This is a genomic window from Serratia grimesii (assembly GCF_900186025.1).
In the GTDB taxonomy this organism is placed as follows: Bacteria; Pseudomonadota; Gammaproteobacteria; order Enterobacterales; family Enterobacteriaceae; genus Serratia; species Serratia grimesii.
In genome coordinates this window covers 136,971-152,264 of sequence record NZ_LT883155.1, presented here as the reverse complement: position 1 = coordinate 152,264, position 15,294 = coordinate 136,971, and the positions used below count along the sequence as shown (strand labels likewise).

The following is a 15,294-nucleotide window of genomic DNA, read 5'->3' as shown; positions in this document are numbered from 1 at the left end:
GTTAACGTAATAAAGTCAGCAGCGGCGCCTGTTCTTGCACCCTGCCCTGGCCGCTGGCCAGCACTTCGACGTAGTCATCGCTGTTGCTGATGATGATCGGTGTGGTGGTATCAAAGCCGGCAGCACGGATTGCCGCCTGGTCAAACTCAATCAACAGATCGCCCGTGCTAACGCGGTCCCCCTCTTGCACATGGGCAATAAAATGCAGTCCGTCGAGCTTGACGGTGTCTATGCCGACATGAATTAAAATCTCAGCACCGTCATCCGACTCAATGCCAATGGCATGTTTAGTGTTAAACAGCGATGCAACACGTCCCGTAGCCGGTGCCACCACTCGACCTTGCTGTGGGGTTATCGCCACTCCCTTGCCCAATAAACCGCTGGCAAAAGTGGCATCATTGACCTGTTCCAACGGCATCACGTCACCGGCAATCGGGCTAACAACGCACTGTTTGCGGTTAAGGGGGGCGGCAGGTGTTAGTTCCTCGTTCGTTTCGGTAGGTGCGACACCAAACAGATAGCTGGCCACCGCCGCGAGACAAAACGACAATAAGCTACCGACAATTGCACCCCACACCGTGGCGTCAAAACCACCGGCGGGAATAATCTGCGCAAAGGTGAAGATATTCACCAGGCCAAAGGAGTAAGTGGCAGTATGGAAATAACCGATCACCGCACCACCAAGCGCACCGCCAATGCAGCCGAAGATAAATGGTCGTTTGTTCGGCAGAGTCACACCGTAAACCGCCGGCTCGGTAATACCAAAGATACCGGCGCCAATCGCGGAACCTGCCAACGCCCGTAATTTGGCATCACGGGTACGCAACATCACACCCAGCGTCGCACCGACTTGCCCCATCACTGCCGGCAACAGCAGCGGTACCATGGTGTCGCGGCCAAGCACGCTCAGGTTATTGATCATCAACGGCACCAGCCCCCAATGCAGACCGAAGATCACGCATACCTGCCACATCGCGCCCATAAAAGCGCCCGCAATGATGGGGTTAAACGCGTAGATGCTCTGATAACCGTTAGCCAACAAATGGCTAAGCCAGGTGGCTGCGGGGCCAATCAGCAGGAAAGTCAGCGGAACGGTAATCACCAGGCACAACAGCGGCGTAACAAAATTGCGCAACGCACTGTGGATTACCCGGTTAAACAACGGCTCCAATCGGCACGAAACCCAGGCGGCGAAAATAATCGGAATCACCGACGAGCTGTAGTTGATAAATGTCAGCGGGATGCCGAAGAAATATTCACGCGCTGCGTCAGGCTGCTGGGCGGCATCAAATGCCGCCATCATTAGCGGATGGGTCAATGCACCGCCGATTGCCATGGTAATAAATGGATTGCCGCCGAACTTTTTACCGGCGGTATAGCCCAGCATAATCGGCAGGAAATAGAACAGGGCATCACTGGCAGCAAACAACATTTTATAGGTACCGCTGCTCCCCAGCAGCCAACCACAAGCCAGGCTCAACGCCAGAAAACCTTTCAGGATCCCCGAAGCCGCCATCACTCCCAACAGCGGTGTAAAAATACCGGACACCACATCAATGAATCGGCTGAACAGGTTTTCCTTTTTTCCGTCATCATCCGCCGCTACATCATCACCCAAGCTACCGACCTGATTGACCGCGTGATAAACCTCCGCAACGTGGTTACCCACAACCACCTGAAACTGCCCGCCGCTTTCTACCACCATGATCACACCGGGATTTTTTTTCAGTGCCGCAGCATCAGCACGCTGATTATCACGCAGTTTAAAACGCAAGCGGGTGGCACAGTGCACCAAACTTCTCACGTTGTCGCGGCCACCGACGCCGGCCAAAATCTCACGGGCTAATGTTTCATATTTCATAGTATTACCCTTAAAATCTACGTTCTGCTGGCCTCCGTGGCGCGATGGCCAATCGCCGTTACGGAATTCAGCGCAAAAAAAAACCTAAACCTCATGGCTTCTGCATCCACACGGAAACAGAAACACGAGGTTTAGGTTTTGCCTGCCGAAGCAGTGACAACCCTAAATCGGTTGAGCTAAGACGTTAACACTCCATATTTTGCTGGAGCAAGACCCTAAGACGCCAAATTACTGAACTGTGACCCAGCATGCAAAACCACGTCAGTGGGCAAAATAGTGCATACCGCCGTCTACCGGGATAACCGCACCCGTGATATATCGCGCTAGCGGGGAACAAAGAAACGCCGCCAGATAAGCCATATCTTCCGGCTCACCAAAGTAGCCAATCGGGATGTTCTGTTCGATGAACGCCAACCGTGCGGCGTCCGTCGGGTGCAGTTTTTCACGCACCTGCGCGCTATTAATCCGCCCGGGTTGCAGCGTATTGACCGTAATGCCCTGTGCAGCCACATCACCCGCCAACCCTTTGGCCCACAGATGCAGTGCCCCTTTGGCGGCAGTTGCTGCGTTCAGGCTACGCGGCTCCATAGAACCGCTGATGTTGATAATGCGTCCCCATCCCTGCGCCTGCATACCGGGCAGTAATGCGTGCGTCACCCGACGCGCCGGCGTAAAGTTTAGGCCAAACGCCTCATCCCAAACGCCGTCGGCTTCATTCAACGCCATCGGGCGAGCGCCACCAACGGCATTAATCACAATATCGATCGTTCCAAACCGCGCTATAGCTTGTGCAAGCATGCTGTTGAGCGCTTCCGTGTCTGTGATATCCGCGGCAATGGTATAGGGCCTTATGCCACCTGCTTGCTCTATCTCATCCGCCAGTGTCAGCAAACGATCCTCACGGCGGGCCGTCGCCACCACGGAGACCCCTTCAGCCGCCAATACCCGAACCATTCCCGCCCCAATACCGTCACTCGCACCGGTAACCAGCGCGACACGGCCCTCCAAATGCAAATACATAAGATTACCTAATTAAATAGTTCAATCTGGTTACAGTAATGACACTATTGAATCACGTCTCACTCTGTGTGAATATTCCTTAAATTTGCAGACATACTGTGCAGGAATTCACTGATGTTCGATTGGCAGGATTTAAAACACTTCGTGGTGCTGGCACGTACCGGCTCATTGTCGGCAGCGGCACGTGAGCTGGGTTGCGATCACGCCACTGTAGGTCGACGAGTGGCCGCACTGGAGAAGGCACTCGGCGTGCCGCTGATCCTTCGTCTGCCGCGCAGCACACCGCTGACGCAGGACGGAAAAGTGATTGCCGGCCTGGCGACCGACATCGAAAACCAAAGCCACGCCATTGTGCGTCATGCACGTAGCGCCGGAGAAACGCCACAAACCCAGGTGCGCATTAGCGCCCCGCCGTCGGTTGCTGCTCGGATTATTGCACCGCAAATTGCGGAATTTCATCAATCATTTCCGCATATTACGTTGATTCTCTCCGGTGAGTCGGCAATAGCCGAACTGGATCGCGGTGATGCCGAAGTGGCAGTTCGCATGGTACGGCCACAACAGCCAGATCTGTTGATAAAGCGCATCGGCATAATGCGCTACGCCCTGTACGCCACAAGGCAGCACGCCGCGCTACCAGAGGCCGCCCGGTCCTTTATCGCCTATGACCATCACTACCAACACCAACCCCACCAGCAATGGCTGCAACAGCTGTTACAAGGCCGTCCTGTGGTGTTCCAGGCCAGCGATCTGTTCTCTTTGCAAGAAGCTGCGAGATCGGGACTCGGAGCCGTAGTATTACCGACATTTGTCGCCGATAGCGACCCAGAACTGGTGACGCTGCCCACATCAATCGCCGCGCCGATACGTGATCTCTGGCTGGTCACTTACCCCGATCTGGCACGCTCGACTGCCGTACGTACAGTGATGACATTTCTGACCGACATCATTGAAAAAAAATGTCCGACAACGCCATAAAGCATCAGCATTGCTAATTGAATGCTGGACAAAACTCACGCAGGGGATTATTACTGATCACGGCATAATGGACTTTAGGACTGGCTGAGATCATGACTTTACGTACTGAGTTTGGACGAATTCTGATTACCGGTGCAGGTGGCCGGGTCGCGACGGCATTCCGTCAATCTGTGGGAAATCGCTACCAGCTGCGGCTGGCGGAAAAAGATCTCGGTCTGCTGACAGACCTGCAACCAGGCGATGAGGTGATCAGTTTCGACATTGCCGATATCGCAGCCTGCCGTGAGGCTTGCGCCAATATCGATACGGTGTTGCACCTGGCGGCCGATCCCTCACCCGATGCGGACTTCTGCCACTCGCTGATGGATAATAATATCCTCGGCACCTTCAATATTTTCCGGGCAGCGAAAGACGCAGGCTGCAAACGCGTGGTCTTCGCCAGTAGCGCACAAGCGGTGGAAGGCTATGCACTGGATTACCAAATTCGGCCGCAAGATGCCCCCAAACCGAAAAACCTCTACGGGGTTAGCAAGGCATTTGGCGAAGGTATCGCCGCCTACTTTGCACATCAGGAAGGGCTTTCTGCCTTGTCGGTACGTATCGCCAATTTCACAACGCTAGAACACGGCGAACAGCTCAGCGCCCGCGATATGAGCGCTTTCCTGAGCCACCGCGACGCGGCCGATCTACTGGAACGTTGCCTGCGCATCGAAGGCGTACACCATGCCGTGGTGCACGGCGTTTCCAACAACCGCTATAAGCGACTGTCGCTAGAAGAAACCAGCCGCTTGCTCGGCTACTACCCGCAAGATGATGCGTTCAGCATTCTCGGTTTTGCCTAAAGCTTGTTATCAATACGCTGGAGCAAGTAAGGGAAAAATGGGTTGGAGGCAATGCGCATCAGCGAGTCGAGATCGACAACCAGCACGGAACGCTCACCCCGTGCAGCAAGGGTGCCAAGGCTAATGCCGAACTCATCGCGCTGCTCGGGGAACCGGCCATACAGCGAATCATTCACCGGGAAGGGTAACGCCACGTGCGACAGCGAATAAATATCCGTTGGGTAGGTCATACCTAGCGGCTGTTCGCTTTCGGTGGTTTCTCCAGCTGGCGTAACACGGGCGATCGCCTCACTGCTTTCCGGTGAGGCATTAGCGATCACCGTGGTCTGATAACGACGCGGCGTTGGTGGCAGCAGTTGACTGACCGCCGCCGCCGCATTTGGCCGCAGTAGTGGCCCAAAGTTTACCGTACGATTAACGTCAAATAGCACCAGTTCGCTGCCGTTAGCCGGTAGTTCGTTATATAACGCACGAATCACCGCCCGGGTGCTAACAGTCGAATCCATAACAGACTGGAAGGTCAGTACAGGGGCTAATCTAGCCAGCTTTCCGTCACGTGCCGCCAAGGCAATTTGCTGTTGCAGCCCATTACTGAGCAGATAAGACTGACGTGCGCCATTTACTGGAAATGAATTGTATTTAAAAGGATTAAACTCCGGTAGCACACCGAGCCACGCCGCTTTGGCAAAGGCTGGGAACACAGCAGGCCAGCCGGCAATACCAGCGAAACGCGCAAAACTGGTGACGCCAATCATCGGTGAAATCAACACCAACCGCTGCGGTGCCGCCAACTGCGGATCATCCAGTGCATCCAACGCATACTTCATCGCCAGCGCACCGCCGTTGGAGAAGCCCACAATATGCAAGGGCTTATCGCCCCCGGCCTTACTTCGCGCCTCACGCACGGCCAGCCGCGTCGCCGCCAACCAGTCGCGCCAGTCAATATTGGTCAACGCACCCGGCACCGTGCCGTGTGCCGGTAGACGAATACCGACCGCCACATAACCGTGTTGCCGGTAGTTCTCAGCAATGTGCCGCAGGCTGTAAGGGGAGTCGGTTAAACCGTGCAACAACACCACTGCGCCACGTGGCTCGCCTTGCGGCATCAGTTCGTAAGAGCGATTCCAGTCTCGGACAAAGTGCTCTGGGTACACCGGGCTGCCGTCAAAATAGCGGTTGAGGGGAATACGTTCGCTGGCAGAGAGTTTATCCGTGACGTTAGCCTTCACGTCATCAAACACCCGGCTTTCGGCGGCAAGATAACCCTGCCAATTGGTCTTATCCATCTCGGCGGCCGACAGTTCATGCGGTACAAAAGTATGCCACGGCTCCAACGCCGGACCACTTTGGGTATCGTAAATGCGTACCGCAAACAGTGTGAGTAACACGGTGGCAACTACGATTGTCAGCCGCTTAGTCCATTTAATTATCGCCCTGGAAGGCATACCCACTCCTGAATTCACGGTTATCCTGCTGCGATTATAGAAGCTAAATGCCATCAGCGGCAGCCCGGCGATCGCCGAACTCTGCACACCGATTATTAGAGCCTGCTCACAGAACCCACATTTCCAAACCGTTTTAACGGATAAAAATTGATCTGCCGACGGAATGTTTGTAGGTTTTCTGTAACGATACACTAAAACGTTACAGTTAAATGTTAGAAACAAAGTATCGTCCCTGTTCCCCCTGTCCCTACAGCATTACCCAGCAGGGGAAATCATCTTCACCACCAGCATCGCAGTCTGTCTGCGATCGGGAGCCAGGCCGATGAAATCACTCACAAATCGCTTAACTCTGCGCCTGTTTGTCACACTGCTATTGATACTCTTTACCTTGCCGCTACGGGCCAATGCCGTCGACGTTAACCTGCGCGTGTACTCATCACTGCCCGATGATGAATATTCCTCGCACGCCATTTGGTTCAATCGTTTTAAGCAGAACCTGGAGGAGCGCCTGCCGGGCAAAATCGCCCTCAACTATTTCCCTAACGGCATGCTCGGCAAAGAGGCTGATGCCGTCCAACAGGTACGTATTGGCGCGATCGACATGATGATCTCCGGCACCTCAATCTGGGCCACATTGGTACCGGAAATTGGCGTGCTGGATCTGGGCTATCTGTTTAACGATAACCAGCAACTGGGTCAGGCGTTGGACGGTCAGGCAGGCCAACTGCTGAGCGCCATGCTGGCCAAACAAAGCAATATCAAGGTGTTGGGCTACGGTTTCAGCCTGGGTCCACGCAACATTTACAGTAAGAAACCACTGCAATCACCGCACGATCTTAACCGGATGAAAATACGTGTGCTGCCGGCACCCAACTTTATCGCCACGTTGAAAAGTATGGGGGCCACAGCGATCCCGATGCCCGGCGGTGAAGTTTACTCCGCATTGCAGATGGGAGTGATCGACGGTGTGGAACACGACGCCGCCACGGTCTACACCAGCAAATATTACGAGATCGCCAAATACGCCACACTGACTCGCCACATCTACAACCCGATTGTCGCTACCATCAGCCAAAACGCTTTCCAACGCATCCCGCAATCGCTGCAAGCCGACGTGTTGGCTGCCGCCAGCGAAGCGACGGTTTATGAACGCAAAATCGCAGCGGAAAAAGAACGCCAGGCAATGGACAAATTGAAAGCTGCCGGCGTGATTTTCACCGAAACCGATCGCGACTATTTCCGCCAGCAAACCCTGCCGCTACAGGCGACATTCATCGGCAAATATCCGCAAGCCAAAGCCGTGTTGGATGCCATTCATGTCGCATCACAACCGTAACGCCCCCAAGGCGGAGGATTTGTTATGACCCTTCCTGTCACTCTTGAAATGAGCGTAAAAAAAGTGGCCATCCTGACACAGTTAAGCCGTGGCCTGACCCGTTTGACCGCTTGGGGCGGCGCATTGGCGCTGCTGGTAAACGTCGTGGTGGTATTCGCCTCGGTAATTTGGCGCTACGCGCTGCACAGCCCCATCGAATGGGCGGAGGAAGTGGCGCGAGCCCTGATGGTGACGCTGGTGTTTTTCGGCGTCGCCACCTCCACCGGGCGCGGGCGGCATATTGGCGTCGATCTGTTCTTACGTTGGCTACCAGCGGCAATCCAGCCATACGTGGTGCATGCCAGCCGTTGGGTATTGGTGTTGGTGGCACTCGGGTTGACGGTATCCAGCTTCAGTTTGGTCGGTATTTCGCTGCCACAAACCACTGAGCACGGCTTGCCGCAGGCGATTTTTGTGGTGCCGGTGTTTATCGGCGCAGCGGTGATGTTGGTCAGTGCGCTCGATCACGCCTGCCAGGCACCATTGAAAGTGGTATTGCTCAGCGCGGTTGCCGTCGCCTTGTTGGGTGGTACTGGCTACCTCAGCTTGCATAGCGCATTGGGGTTCAGTTCGCTGCCTGCCGTACTCATGCTGGCCTGTTTTATTCTGGGGATCATCTCCGGCGTGCCGATCGCTTTTACGCTCGGCATGTCGGCAATGGTGTTCTTCCTTAGCGATCCCTCGCTGCCATTCGTGTTCTTTGCTCAGCAGGTAACCGCTGGCGTCGACCATTTCGTCCTGCTGGCCATTCCCTTCTTTTTACTGGCTGGCGCAGTGATGGAAGTGAACGGCATGTCGTCACGGCTGGTTGAGCTGATCGTCCGGGGCATGGGCCGTTATCGCGGTGGACTGAACATGACCACGATTGTGTCGATGGCATTCTTCTCCGGTATTTCCGGCTCCAAGTTGGCGGACGTTGCCACGGTAGGCGGCGTGCTGATGCCTGCGGTGCGACGGGCGCGCCAACCTGCCGCAGAGTCTGCCGGAGTGTTCGCTGCTTCGGCCATTATGGCGGAGACGATTCCCCCTTGCGTCAACCTGATCGTGATGGGCTTTATCGCCAACATTTCTATTGGCGCGCTATTTATCGCCGGACTGATTCCAGCGTTGTGCCTGCTGGTGATGTTGCTGATTGCCGCCGTGATCTTCGGCAAGCGCATCAACGTGGATGATGCCTATCCGGTGCGGATGCCAACGCGCCAACTGCTGATCGGCGCCGCCGTCGGGTTAGTGATGATTTTGATGATCGGCAAGGGTGTAGTGGCCGGTATCGCGACATCTACCGAGATTTCCGCTTTCGCCGTGGTCTACGCCATCGTCGTGGGTCGGCTGACATTTGGGGAACTCACGCTGAAAGCCACCCTGACACTGTTTGTCGACACCGCAGCCCTGTCCGGCATGCTGCTGTTTATCGTCGCCTGTGCCACCAGTTTGTCTTTCGCCCTGACCATCGAGATGATCCCGCAGCAATGTGCACAGCTGTTGGTTGCCATCGGTGCGAACTACGGTCCATGGCTGTTTCTGCTGCTGTCGATCGTCATTCTGATTATCTTCGGCGCAGTGCTGGAAGGCGCTCCGGCACTGATTATCTTCGCACCAATTCTGGTGCCCATTGCCACTCAGCTCGGCTTCAATGCCCTGCATTACGCCATTGTGATGATTCTGGCGATGGGCTTTGGCCTATTTTCCCCGCCGATCGGCCTCGGCCTGTATACCACTTGCGCCATCTGTGGCGTCCCCATGCAGGACGTGATCAAGCCCATGGCCAAATACCTGCTGATCGTACTGCTCGGCATTATCGTTATCGCGCTGTTCCCGGCGCTCACCACCTGGCTGCCGACGCGGCTGGGCTACTGATTGACTCAAAAGGAGCCATACCATGTTCTCTGATTTAACCAACAAACGCGTGTTGATCACCGGTTCCACCGCCGGTATCGGGCTGGCAACCGCAGCGCTGTTCGCCCAACACGGTGCCAAAGTGGGGATTAACGGGATGCGCAGTGAGGCGCCGGCAGAAGTCGCCGCCTTCCCTGGCGAGTGTGCGTTTTTCTCCGCCGACTTATCCCGCTCCGCTGGCTGTGAAGCTCTGGTGGAAGCCTTTGTCGCTCGTTTCGGCGGCATCGATATTCTGATCAACAACGCCGGTGGGCTGGGTGGGCGCAATGGACTGGAAGCTATCGACGACGAGTTCTTTGACCGGGTGATGGACCTTAACTGCCGCTCCGCGTTGATGGTCACCAAATTCGCTATCCCTTACCTGCGCGCTTCAGCACGTGAAAGCGGCGCTACTACCAGTGTGATCAGCACCGGCTCCATCGCAGCACGTGAAGGCGGCGGTATCGGTGCTGGCCTGTATGCCAGCGCCAAAGCCTGGTTACATAACATTCACCGCAACTGGGTGAAGGAGTTCACCAAGGACAACATCCGTTTCAATATCGTGTCGCCAGGCAGTATCGACACGGCTTTCCACCACGGCAAAAGCGAAGAAGTGCTGAGCAAGATGTGCGCCTCCATCCCAATGGGCCGCTTTGGCCGCAGCGAAGAAGTGGCGCCAACTTATCTGTTCCTGGCGTCACATAATTGCAGCGGCTACATCACCGGGCAGATTATCGACGTTAACGGTGGGCAGATCGCGCCCTAAGGGCCTGTGACTCACTTTCAGCCGCGTGATAAAGTCGGGGTAATGGGTTAATGCAAAACGGGAATGTGATGGCGAATATACGTGATGTGGCACGTCATGCCGGGGTGTCGGTCAGTACGGTTTCCAACGTGCTGAACGGCCGGGTAGATCAGATGCGAAAGGATACGCTAGCCCGTATTGAACAGGCGATGGCGGCGTTGCAGTACCAACCGAACCGCGCAGCGCAACAGCTCAAAACCGGGCAGGTAAAAATGCTCGGCCTGCTGGTGCCGTCGATCGTGAACCCTAGCTTCGCCGCACTGGTGCGTGAGATTGAACTGGCGGCCAAGCAAAATTACGGCTATCAGGTGCTGCTGGGAGATACGCATCGGCAAGAGGAAGAGGAGATCCGTTTTCTTGACGATTTGCTGGCATTAGGCATCCGCGGTGTGGTGGTGGCCTCCACGTTTTACGATCGCCCCCATTTCCGTGATGCACTGAAACGTGGCCTGGTGATGATCAACTACGATGAACGCACGCTGACTTCCCCCGGTGAGACAATACTGCCGATCGACAGCGTGTCGATGGACAATTGCGCCGCTGGCAACATGGCCACCCAACATCTGCTCGCCCAAGGTTGCCGCCGTATTGCTTTCGCCACCGCCTCTGGCATGACCAGCAGCCGTGCCAACAAGATTGCCGGTTATCGGCAGGCGTTGGAGGATGCCGGACTGCCAGCCACGGTGATCGAAGGTAAGGCGCAATTTGCCTTTGGCGATGCCGAAATGGCCGAATTGGGGAAAACACTCGCCGAACAGATTTGCCAAAGTGAGCCACGACCCGATGGCGTTGTCGCACTCAATGACATGCTGGCCATCGGCATGATCTCCGCCTTCCAACGGCTGGGCGTGCAAGTACCGCAAGATATTTCGGTTGTCGGCATCGATAACATGTTTCTGTCCGAGCTGTTTAACCCAGCGCTCAGTTCTGTGGCACCGCCGCTGCGCGAGATGGCAGTGAAAATTGTCGATAGGCTTATCGGCCGACTGGAAAATCCTGAGCTGCCGGTTGAGGAATTTTTATTTGCCCCCAGCTTGGTACGCCGCCAGTCAGTTATTAACACGTAGCCCCTGGCGGGGTCTCTGCCCCGCTCACTTTCACACTGAATTCTGGTTGCGCTGATGCGCGGCAGGGCTTCGCTGCGTCCAAAATTGCAGTAGGAGAAAAAAATGAATGATGAATCTTGTGTTTACTGCCACCCGACCGATGAGATCGTGCTGTGGCAAAACGCACTGTGTCGGGCAATTTTTATCGCTGACAGTCCCTTTCCAGGTTGGTGTCGGGTGGTGTGGCATGAACACATCGCCGAGTTGAGCGATCTGCGTGACGACCAGCGCAACAGCATCATGGCGGTGGTGGCACAGGTTGAAGCGCAGCTACGTCAGTTGCTAACGCCAGCGAAGATAAACATCGCCAGTCTGGGTACCGCGTTGCCACATTTGCATTGGCATATCGTCCCGCGTTACCTCGACGATTCGCACTTCCCGGAGCCGGTCTGGAGCAAAGCGCTACGGGCCCCCACAACGAAAACGCTGCCGGATAATTTTATTGAGTTGATGAAGGAGCGGCTGGCGATCACTTTGGGGGAATAACAGGATGCCGGGCACAGCCCGGCATTTTAAAACATTATGGCTTTTCAGCAATTTTGCGCAGATATTCGTTATTTTTAAACGCAATTATGATCATTTCAAAGCAAACGCGAGTGAACACGCCACCGATGATGATCGCGAACAGACCACGGAAGAACTCACCGTAGAACATCGCCCCAATCCCGCCAACAATAATGCTCAGCAGGCAAAGCCAGTAGACACCGGTGATGATTTTCGGAGTCAGCATCGCATCAAAAAAGAAAATGTTTTTCATTGTAAATCCTTCCTTAGGCCAGTATTTAATTATCCCAGAGGCGCCACATCGGTGCGGCATGCCCTTTTTGTCACACCGGTAATGATAGCGAGTAACGCGACCAAAAGCGCATAGAAATCAGCAAGCCATTACATAAGGGTTGAGGATGTTTAACAAAGTAGCTCGAAATTTACTCGGTGGTTTGGCGGCGGTGCTGTTGTTCAGCCAAAGCGCACTGGCACAGGAAACGCTGATCTTCGTGCGGCACGGGGAGAAACCCGCTAACAGCAGCGGGCAGCTAACCTGTAAAGGCCTGAACCGCGCATTGGCACTGCCGGATGTGCTGCTGAACCGCTATGGCAAGCCAGACTTTATCTTTGCTGCCGGACCGAAAGAGAACAAGACCGGCAGTTCTCTGCGAGCGCTGTCGACCATCATGCCTACCGCCGTGCGCGTAGGGCTCCCAATCGGCATCCAGTTTCACGCCGATGACATCGCCGGGCTGAAACAGGAACTGCTCAGCGACAAATACCAAAACTCACGTATTTTCATCGCCTGGGAACATAAGAATCTCGATAAGGCGGTGAAGAACATCGTCGCGGCACGCGGTGGCGACGCCAATTTGGTGCCCAAATGGCCAGGTAGCGACTTCGACAGCATTTTCGTGGTCACACTGGATCAGGACAAGGTTTCATTCAAGCAGGAAAGCGAAGGTTTAACTCAACTAGCTGAAACCTGTCCAGGCGGGATAAAGCCAAACAGCCTTTAACAGACCCAATGAGAGGGTATTGAAGATCATCCAGGGGGGCCGCTATTTTATCTGGCCGCTACCGGGGTAATTAACGTCAGTTCAGTGCCCAGTCGGATGGCCTGCCGGGCGTTACTGACACCCAACTTCACGACAATATTACCCATATGAAACTTCACCGTACTCACGGAAATACCAACAATAGACGCGATCTCCCCATAAGTTTTTCCCATACTGGCCCAATACAGCACCTCATTCTCCCTTGGGGTGAAAATGGGTTTATCCGTATCGGTATGATATTTCTGACTTTTAGCTGTGGTGGTTCTAGCGAGACGATACATCTGCTCATTAATATCAATCAGTAACATCTGCATGGCACCACGATCGGACGAGAGCTGCTTTTCCAATTCCTCTTGTCCAGTGCTGCCGATGATGACAGACAATAAAGCCAAACTGTTCATATGATCGTGCAGCACGAAGGTGAAGCCGTTAACGATGTTGTATCGCCTAGAGAGAGAAAAAATCTTATCTGACATCAGAGTGATATTCTCGTCCCATACAAAGGGTGAGGTGCGTTTTAACGCAGTTAGTATCACTGGGTCAGTGAACTGAAAATTGTTAGCACGGTAGAGGTCTACCCATTCACTCGGATAGCTGGAAATAATAAGTGCATCTGACGGATCTTGTTTTCTAAGCACTGTATAAGCGTATTCTGGACTACCGAGTGAGGACAACTTTCTGTCGATATGATCCCTAAGCGTTGCCGTTATTGTTTGATTTTCATTGAAGGCACAAAACATACAGGCTCCGTGGTGATCTAACTAATCCCTTACTAAAAGCAACCTGCATTTAAGTATAGGTGTTGCCTGCACTTAAGTTCAGGTTATGAATTGAAAACTATACCTTATAATCAAGTGCGTCGGTGAAGGATAAAACGGGTTAGTGCAGTCAGGTAGGCCACCCAGCCAACACCAGGGAAATTTTCCGGTCAGACAGAATACGTAAAAATCCACTGCTGGCCGGGATCCTCACGCTAACACGACTAATTATCCTTTCGGCAGAAGATAAGCCATCATCGAGCTGGCTATAATACCCTGTATTTTAACTTACTTCTTTTAATGGCCAAGCTACGGCTAATGCCCCAGATAACGCGGTTTATCTGGGGATAAAATATGCCCTAATGCTCAGCAGGACTTTGTGTTCTTCGATTAATATCAATTAACCTACGCCACATAATAAACGCCAACGACTCTACAACATAACTTGGGCATAAATACGCCGAAAGCGGCGATTAAACACACTCAGGTATGCTTAGGTCAAAGGGTGTTGGGCCTCTTCATTTAGAAGAGGCTTTCCATACGGAACTAATGGTCCAAATAGAGATAGTGCATCCAGCTGGTCATGCGTAGCAGTACTTTGCGCATCACCGCAACATGGGTAAAGTGGTCGGAGTAAACTGCCACCTGCGAAAAAATTCCGTCCGGCAACTCATCGATTTCACTGTTGGGTGCCAGCTCAATCACCGCCAGTACACCGTCACTGCCAGTGGCCATACTCAGCGATTGTAGCGTCCCCTGAGCCTGGTATGATCCACCGGGGACTACCGGAAGAATTCTAATCAATTTACCGGGGAATACCTGGCCGGGAAATGCATCGAACACCACCTCGGCCTCGTCGCCTGCCTTAAGACGCAGCAAGGAATTTTGGCGGAACTGAGCAATGATTTGCCGTTTTTGCTCAGGGATAAATACCATCACCGGCCGCAGCGGAATAGCCGCTGCGTAAGTACCTGGGCGGATGAGTACCTGGGTTATATACCCGTTGCTCGGAGCGCGAATCACCGTTTGATCAAGATTATATTTGGCCTCCGCCAACTGTGCTCTGAGGCTAACGATTTGAGATTGCTCCCCGTTCACCACACTGTCTAACTGGCTTTTTATTTGTGCTTGTTCAGCTACCGAACCCTTTACCAGCGCATCTTGCGCCAGATAGTTCTGCCGGGCGTTATCAATATCGCTTTCAGAGAAAGGGTTTACCTTTGCCTGACTGCCTTTAATATAGCGTTGGTAGTCTTTATATAATCTATCGCGTTCGGCACTGACCCGAGACGTATTGGCAATGGCTTCATCAAGCTGACCTTTTAAAACCTGGGTGTTATTAATCGCGGTGACCAAATCTGCCTGCAGTCGATTGACGCGAGCCTGATACCGCACAGGGTCCAATTTAAATAGCACCTCATCTTTCTTTATTAATACATTTTGTTTATCGGTTACTTCGCTAACTATGCCAGTCACCTGAGGCGTAATAGGGATAGAAACAACCGCTTTCTGTGCCAGAGCAGTATATGGATGGTTATAATTCATTAATAGAATTAACGCACCAATTAAAAATACGCCCCCTAAAGCTGCTGTGGGCACAGTCCATTTATTTACCGGTATTTTAAAAATTTTAAATATAGACCAGGCAAAAGCGACATACGTCAAGATAATGAGCAGATCCATGG

Annotated in this window: 14 protein-coding genes; 8 read left to right on the top strand and 6 right to left on the bottom strand. The window is 53.6% G+C overall.

Annotated elements, in window-relative coordinates:
• Position 1 precedes the first annotated feature (1 nt).
• Positions 2-1,861: a PTS beta-glucoside transporter subunit IIABC gene (gene bglF, locus SGBXF1_RS00680; RefSeq protein WP_186427680.1), complete on the bottom strand. Its 1,860-nt coding sequence runs from the start codon at positions 1,859-1,861 to the stop codon at positions 2-4.
• Between the two features lie 261 nt (positions 1,862-2,122).
• The gene (locus SGBXF1_RS00675; protein ID WP_037422893.1) at positions 2,123-2,881 is read right to left on the bottom strand and encodes an SDR family NAD(P)-dependent oxidoreductase; all 759 of its coding nucleotides are present in this window, start codon (positions 2,879-2,881) and stop codon (positions 2,123-2,125) included.
• A 114-nt stretch (positions 2,882-2,995) separates the two neighbouring features.
• On the opposite strand from SGBXF1_RS00675, the gene SGBXF1_RS00670 reads away from it, so the two are divergent.
• A complete protein-coding gene (locus SGBXF1_RS00670) occupies positions 2,996-3,859 on the top strand; it encodes a LysR family transcriptional regulator (protein WP_130382758.1) in 864 nt (287 codons plus the stop codon).
• 92 nt (positions 3,860-3,951) lie between these two features.
• Complete coding sequence (locus tag SGBXF1_RS00665; protein ID WP_061808189.1) at positions 3,952-4,701, top strand: NAD-dependent epimerase/dehydratase family protein; 750 nt, start codon at positions 3,952-3,954, stop codon at positions 4,699-4,701.
• On the opposite strand, the gene SGBXF1_RS00660 is transcribed toward SGBXF1_RS00665, so the two are convergent.
• Positions 4,698-6,146, bottom strand: coding sequence for an alpha/beta hydrolase (locus SGBXF1_RS00660; protein ID WP_130382760.1), 1,449 nt, complete (start codon positions 6,144-6,146; stop codon positions 4,698-4,700). The genes SGBXF1_RS00665 and SGBXF1_RS00660 overlap by 4 nt on opposite strands.
• 322 nt (positions 6,147-6,468) lie before the next feature.
• Here SGBXF1_RS00660 and SGBXF1_RS00655 point away from each other — a divergent pair, with 322 nt between their 5' ends.
• From SGBXF1_RS00655 to SGBXF1_RS00635, 5 genes are all read left to right on the top strand, one after another.
• Positions 6,469-7,482 (top strand): TRAP transporter substrate-binding protein, encoded by a 1,014-nt coding sequence (locus SGBXF1_RS00655; RefSeq protein WP_186427679.1) that lies wholly within the window; start codon positions 6,469-6,471, stop codon positions 7,480-7,482.
• A 24-nt stretch (positions 7,483-7,506) separates the two neighbouring features.
• Positions 7,507-9,378, top strand: a complete 1,872-nt coding sequence (locus tag SGBXF1_RS00650) for a TRAP transporter large permease (protein ID WP_186427678.1) — start codon at positions 7,507-7,509, stop codon at positions 9,376-9,378.
• A gap of 22 nt (positions 9,379-9,400) precedes the next feature.
• Complete coding sequence (locus SGBXF1_RS00645; protein WP_037426132.1) at positions 9,401-10,162, top strand: SDR family NAD(P)-dependent oxidoreductase; 762 nt, start codon at positions 9,401-9,403, stop codon at positions 10,160-10,162.
• A gap of 68 nt (positions 10,163-10,230) precedes the next feature.
• Entirely contained in the window at positions 10,231-11,268 is a 1,038-nt protein-coding gene (locus SGBXF1_RS00640; RefSeq protein ID WP_186427677.1) for a LacI family DNA-binding transcriptional regulator, read from the top strand.
• Positions 11,269-11,370: 102 nt separating this feature from the next.
• Positions 11,371-11,793 carry an HIT family protein gene (locus tag SGBXF1_RS00635; protein WP_186427676.1) on the top strand — a complete coding sequence of 141 codons (423 nt, stop codon included), beginning with the start codon at positions 11,371-11,373 and terminating at the stop codon, positions 11,791-11,793.
• Between the two features lie 34 nt (positions 11,794-11,827).
• Here SGBXF1_RS00635 and SGBXF1_RS00630 read toward each other — a convergent pair whose 3' ends face one another.
• Complete coding sequence (locus SGBXF1_RS00630; RefSeq protein ID WP_037426124.1) at positions 11,828-12,064, bottom strand: DUF4282 domain-containing protein; 237 nt, start codon at positions 12,062-12,064, stop codon at positions 11,828-11,830.
• A 145-nt stretch (positions 12,065-12,209) separates the two neighbouring features.
• On the opposite strand from SGBXF1_RS00630, the gene SGBXF1_RS00625 reads away from it, so the two are divergent.
• Positions 12,210-12,812: a histidine phosphatase family protein gene (locus SGBXF1_RS00625; RefSeq protein ID WP_186427675.1), complete on the top strand. Its 603-nt coding sequence runs from the start codon at positions 12,210-12,212 to the stop codon at positions 12,810-12,812.
• A gap of 47 nt (positions 12,813-12,859) precedes the next feature.
• Here the strand turns inward: SGBXF1_RS00625 and SGBXF1_RS00620 are convergent, their stop codons facing one another.
• Together SGBXF1_RS00620 and SGBXF1_RS00615 are read right to left on the bottom strand one after the other, a co-directional pair.
• Positions 12,860-13,591, bottom strand: coding sequence for a LuxR family transcriptional regulator (locus SGBXF1_RS00620; protein ID WP_130382774.1), 732 nt, complete (start codon positions 13,589-13,591; stop codon positions 12,860-12,862).
• Positions 13,592-14,155: 564 nt separating this feature from the next.
• Positions 14,156-15,292, bottom strand: coding sequence for an HlyD family secretion protein (locus tag SGBXF1_RS00615; protein ID WP_186427674.1), 1,137 nt, complete (start codon positions 15,290-15,292; stop codon positions 14,156-14,158).
• Positions 15,293-15,294: the final 2 nt, after the last annotated feature.

Coding starts and splice junctions, on each gene's coding strand:
- SGBXF1_RS00645 (WP_037426132.1), top strand. CDS start 9,401: ATGTTCTCTGATTTAACCAACAAACGCGTGTTGATCACCGGTTCCACC.
- SGBXF1_RS00650 (WP_186427678.1), top strand. CDS start 7,507: ATGACCCTTCCTGTCACTCTTGAAATGAGCGTAAAAAAAGTGGCCATC.
- SGBXF1_RS00640 (WP_186427677.1), top strand. CDS start 10,231: ATGGCGAATATACGTGATGTGGCACGTCATGCCGGGGTGTCGGTCAGT.
- SGBXF1_RS00635 (WP_186427676.1), top strand. CDS start 11,371: ATGAATGATGAATCTTGTGTTTACTGCCACCCGACCGATGAGATCGTG.
- SGBXF1_RS00675 (WP_037422893.1), bottom strand. CDS start 2,881: ATGTATTTGCATTTGGAGGGCCGTGTCGCGCTGGTTACCGGTGCGAGT.
- SGBXF1_RS00620 (WP_130382774.1), bottom strand. CDS start 13,591: ATGTTTTGTGCCTTCAATGAAAATCAAACAATAACGGCAACGCTTAGG.
- bglF (WP_186427680.1), bottom strand. CDS start 1,861: ATGAAATATGAAACATTAGCCCGTGAGATTTTGGCCGGCGTCGGTGGC.
- SGBXF1_RS00630 (WP_037426124.1), bottom strand. CDS start 12,064: ATGAAAAACATTTTCTTTTTTGATGCGATGCTGACTCCGAAAATCATC.
- SGBXF1_RS00615 (WP_186427674.1), bottom strand. CDS start 15,292: ATGGATCTGCTCATTATCTTGACGTATGTCGCTTTTGCCTGGTCTATA.
- SGBXF1_RS00665 (WP_061808189.1), top strand. CDS start 3,952: ATGACTTTACGTACTGAGTTTGGACGAATTCTGATTACCGGTGCAGGT.
- SGBXF1_RS00625 (WP_186427675.1), top strand. CDS start 12,210: ATGTTTAACAAAGTAGCTCGAAATTTACTCGGTGGTTTGGCGGCGGTG.
- SGBXF1_RS00655 (WP_186427679.1), top strand. CDS start 6,469: ATGAAATCACTCACAAATCGCTTAACTCTGCGCCTGTTTGTCACACTG.
- SGBXF1_RS00670 (WP_130382758.1), top strand. CDS start 2,996: ATGTTCGATTGGCAGGATTTAAAACACTTCGTGGTGCTGGCACGTACC.
- SGBXF1_RS00660 (WP_130382760.1), bottom strand. CDS start 6,146: ATGCCTTCCAGGGCGATAATTAAATGGACTAAGCGGCTGACAATCGTA.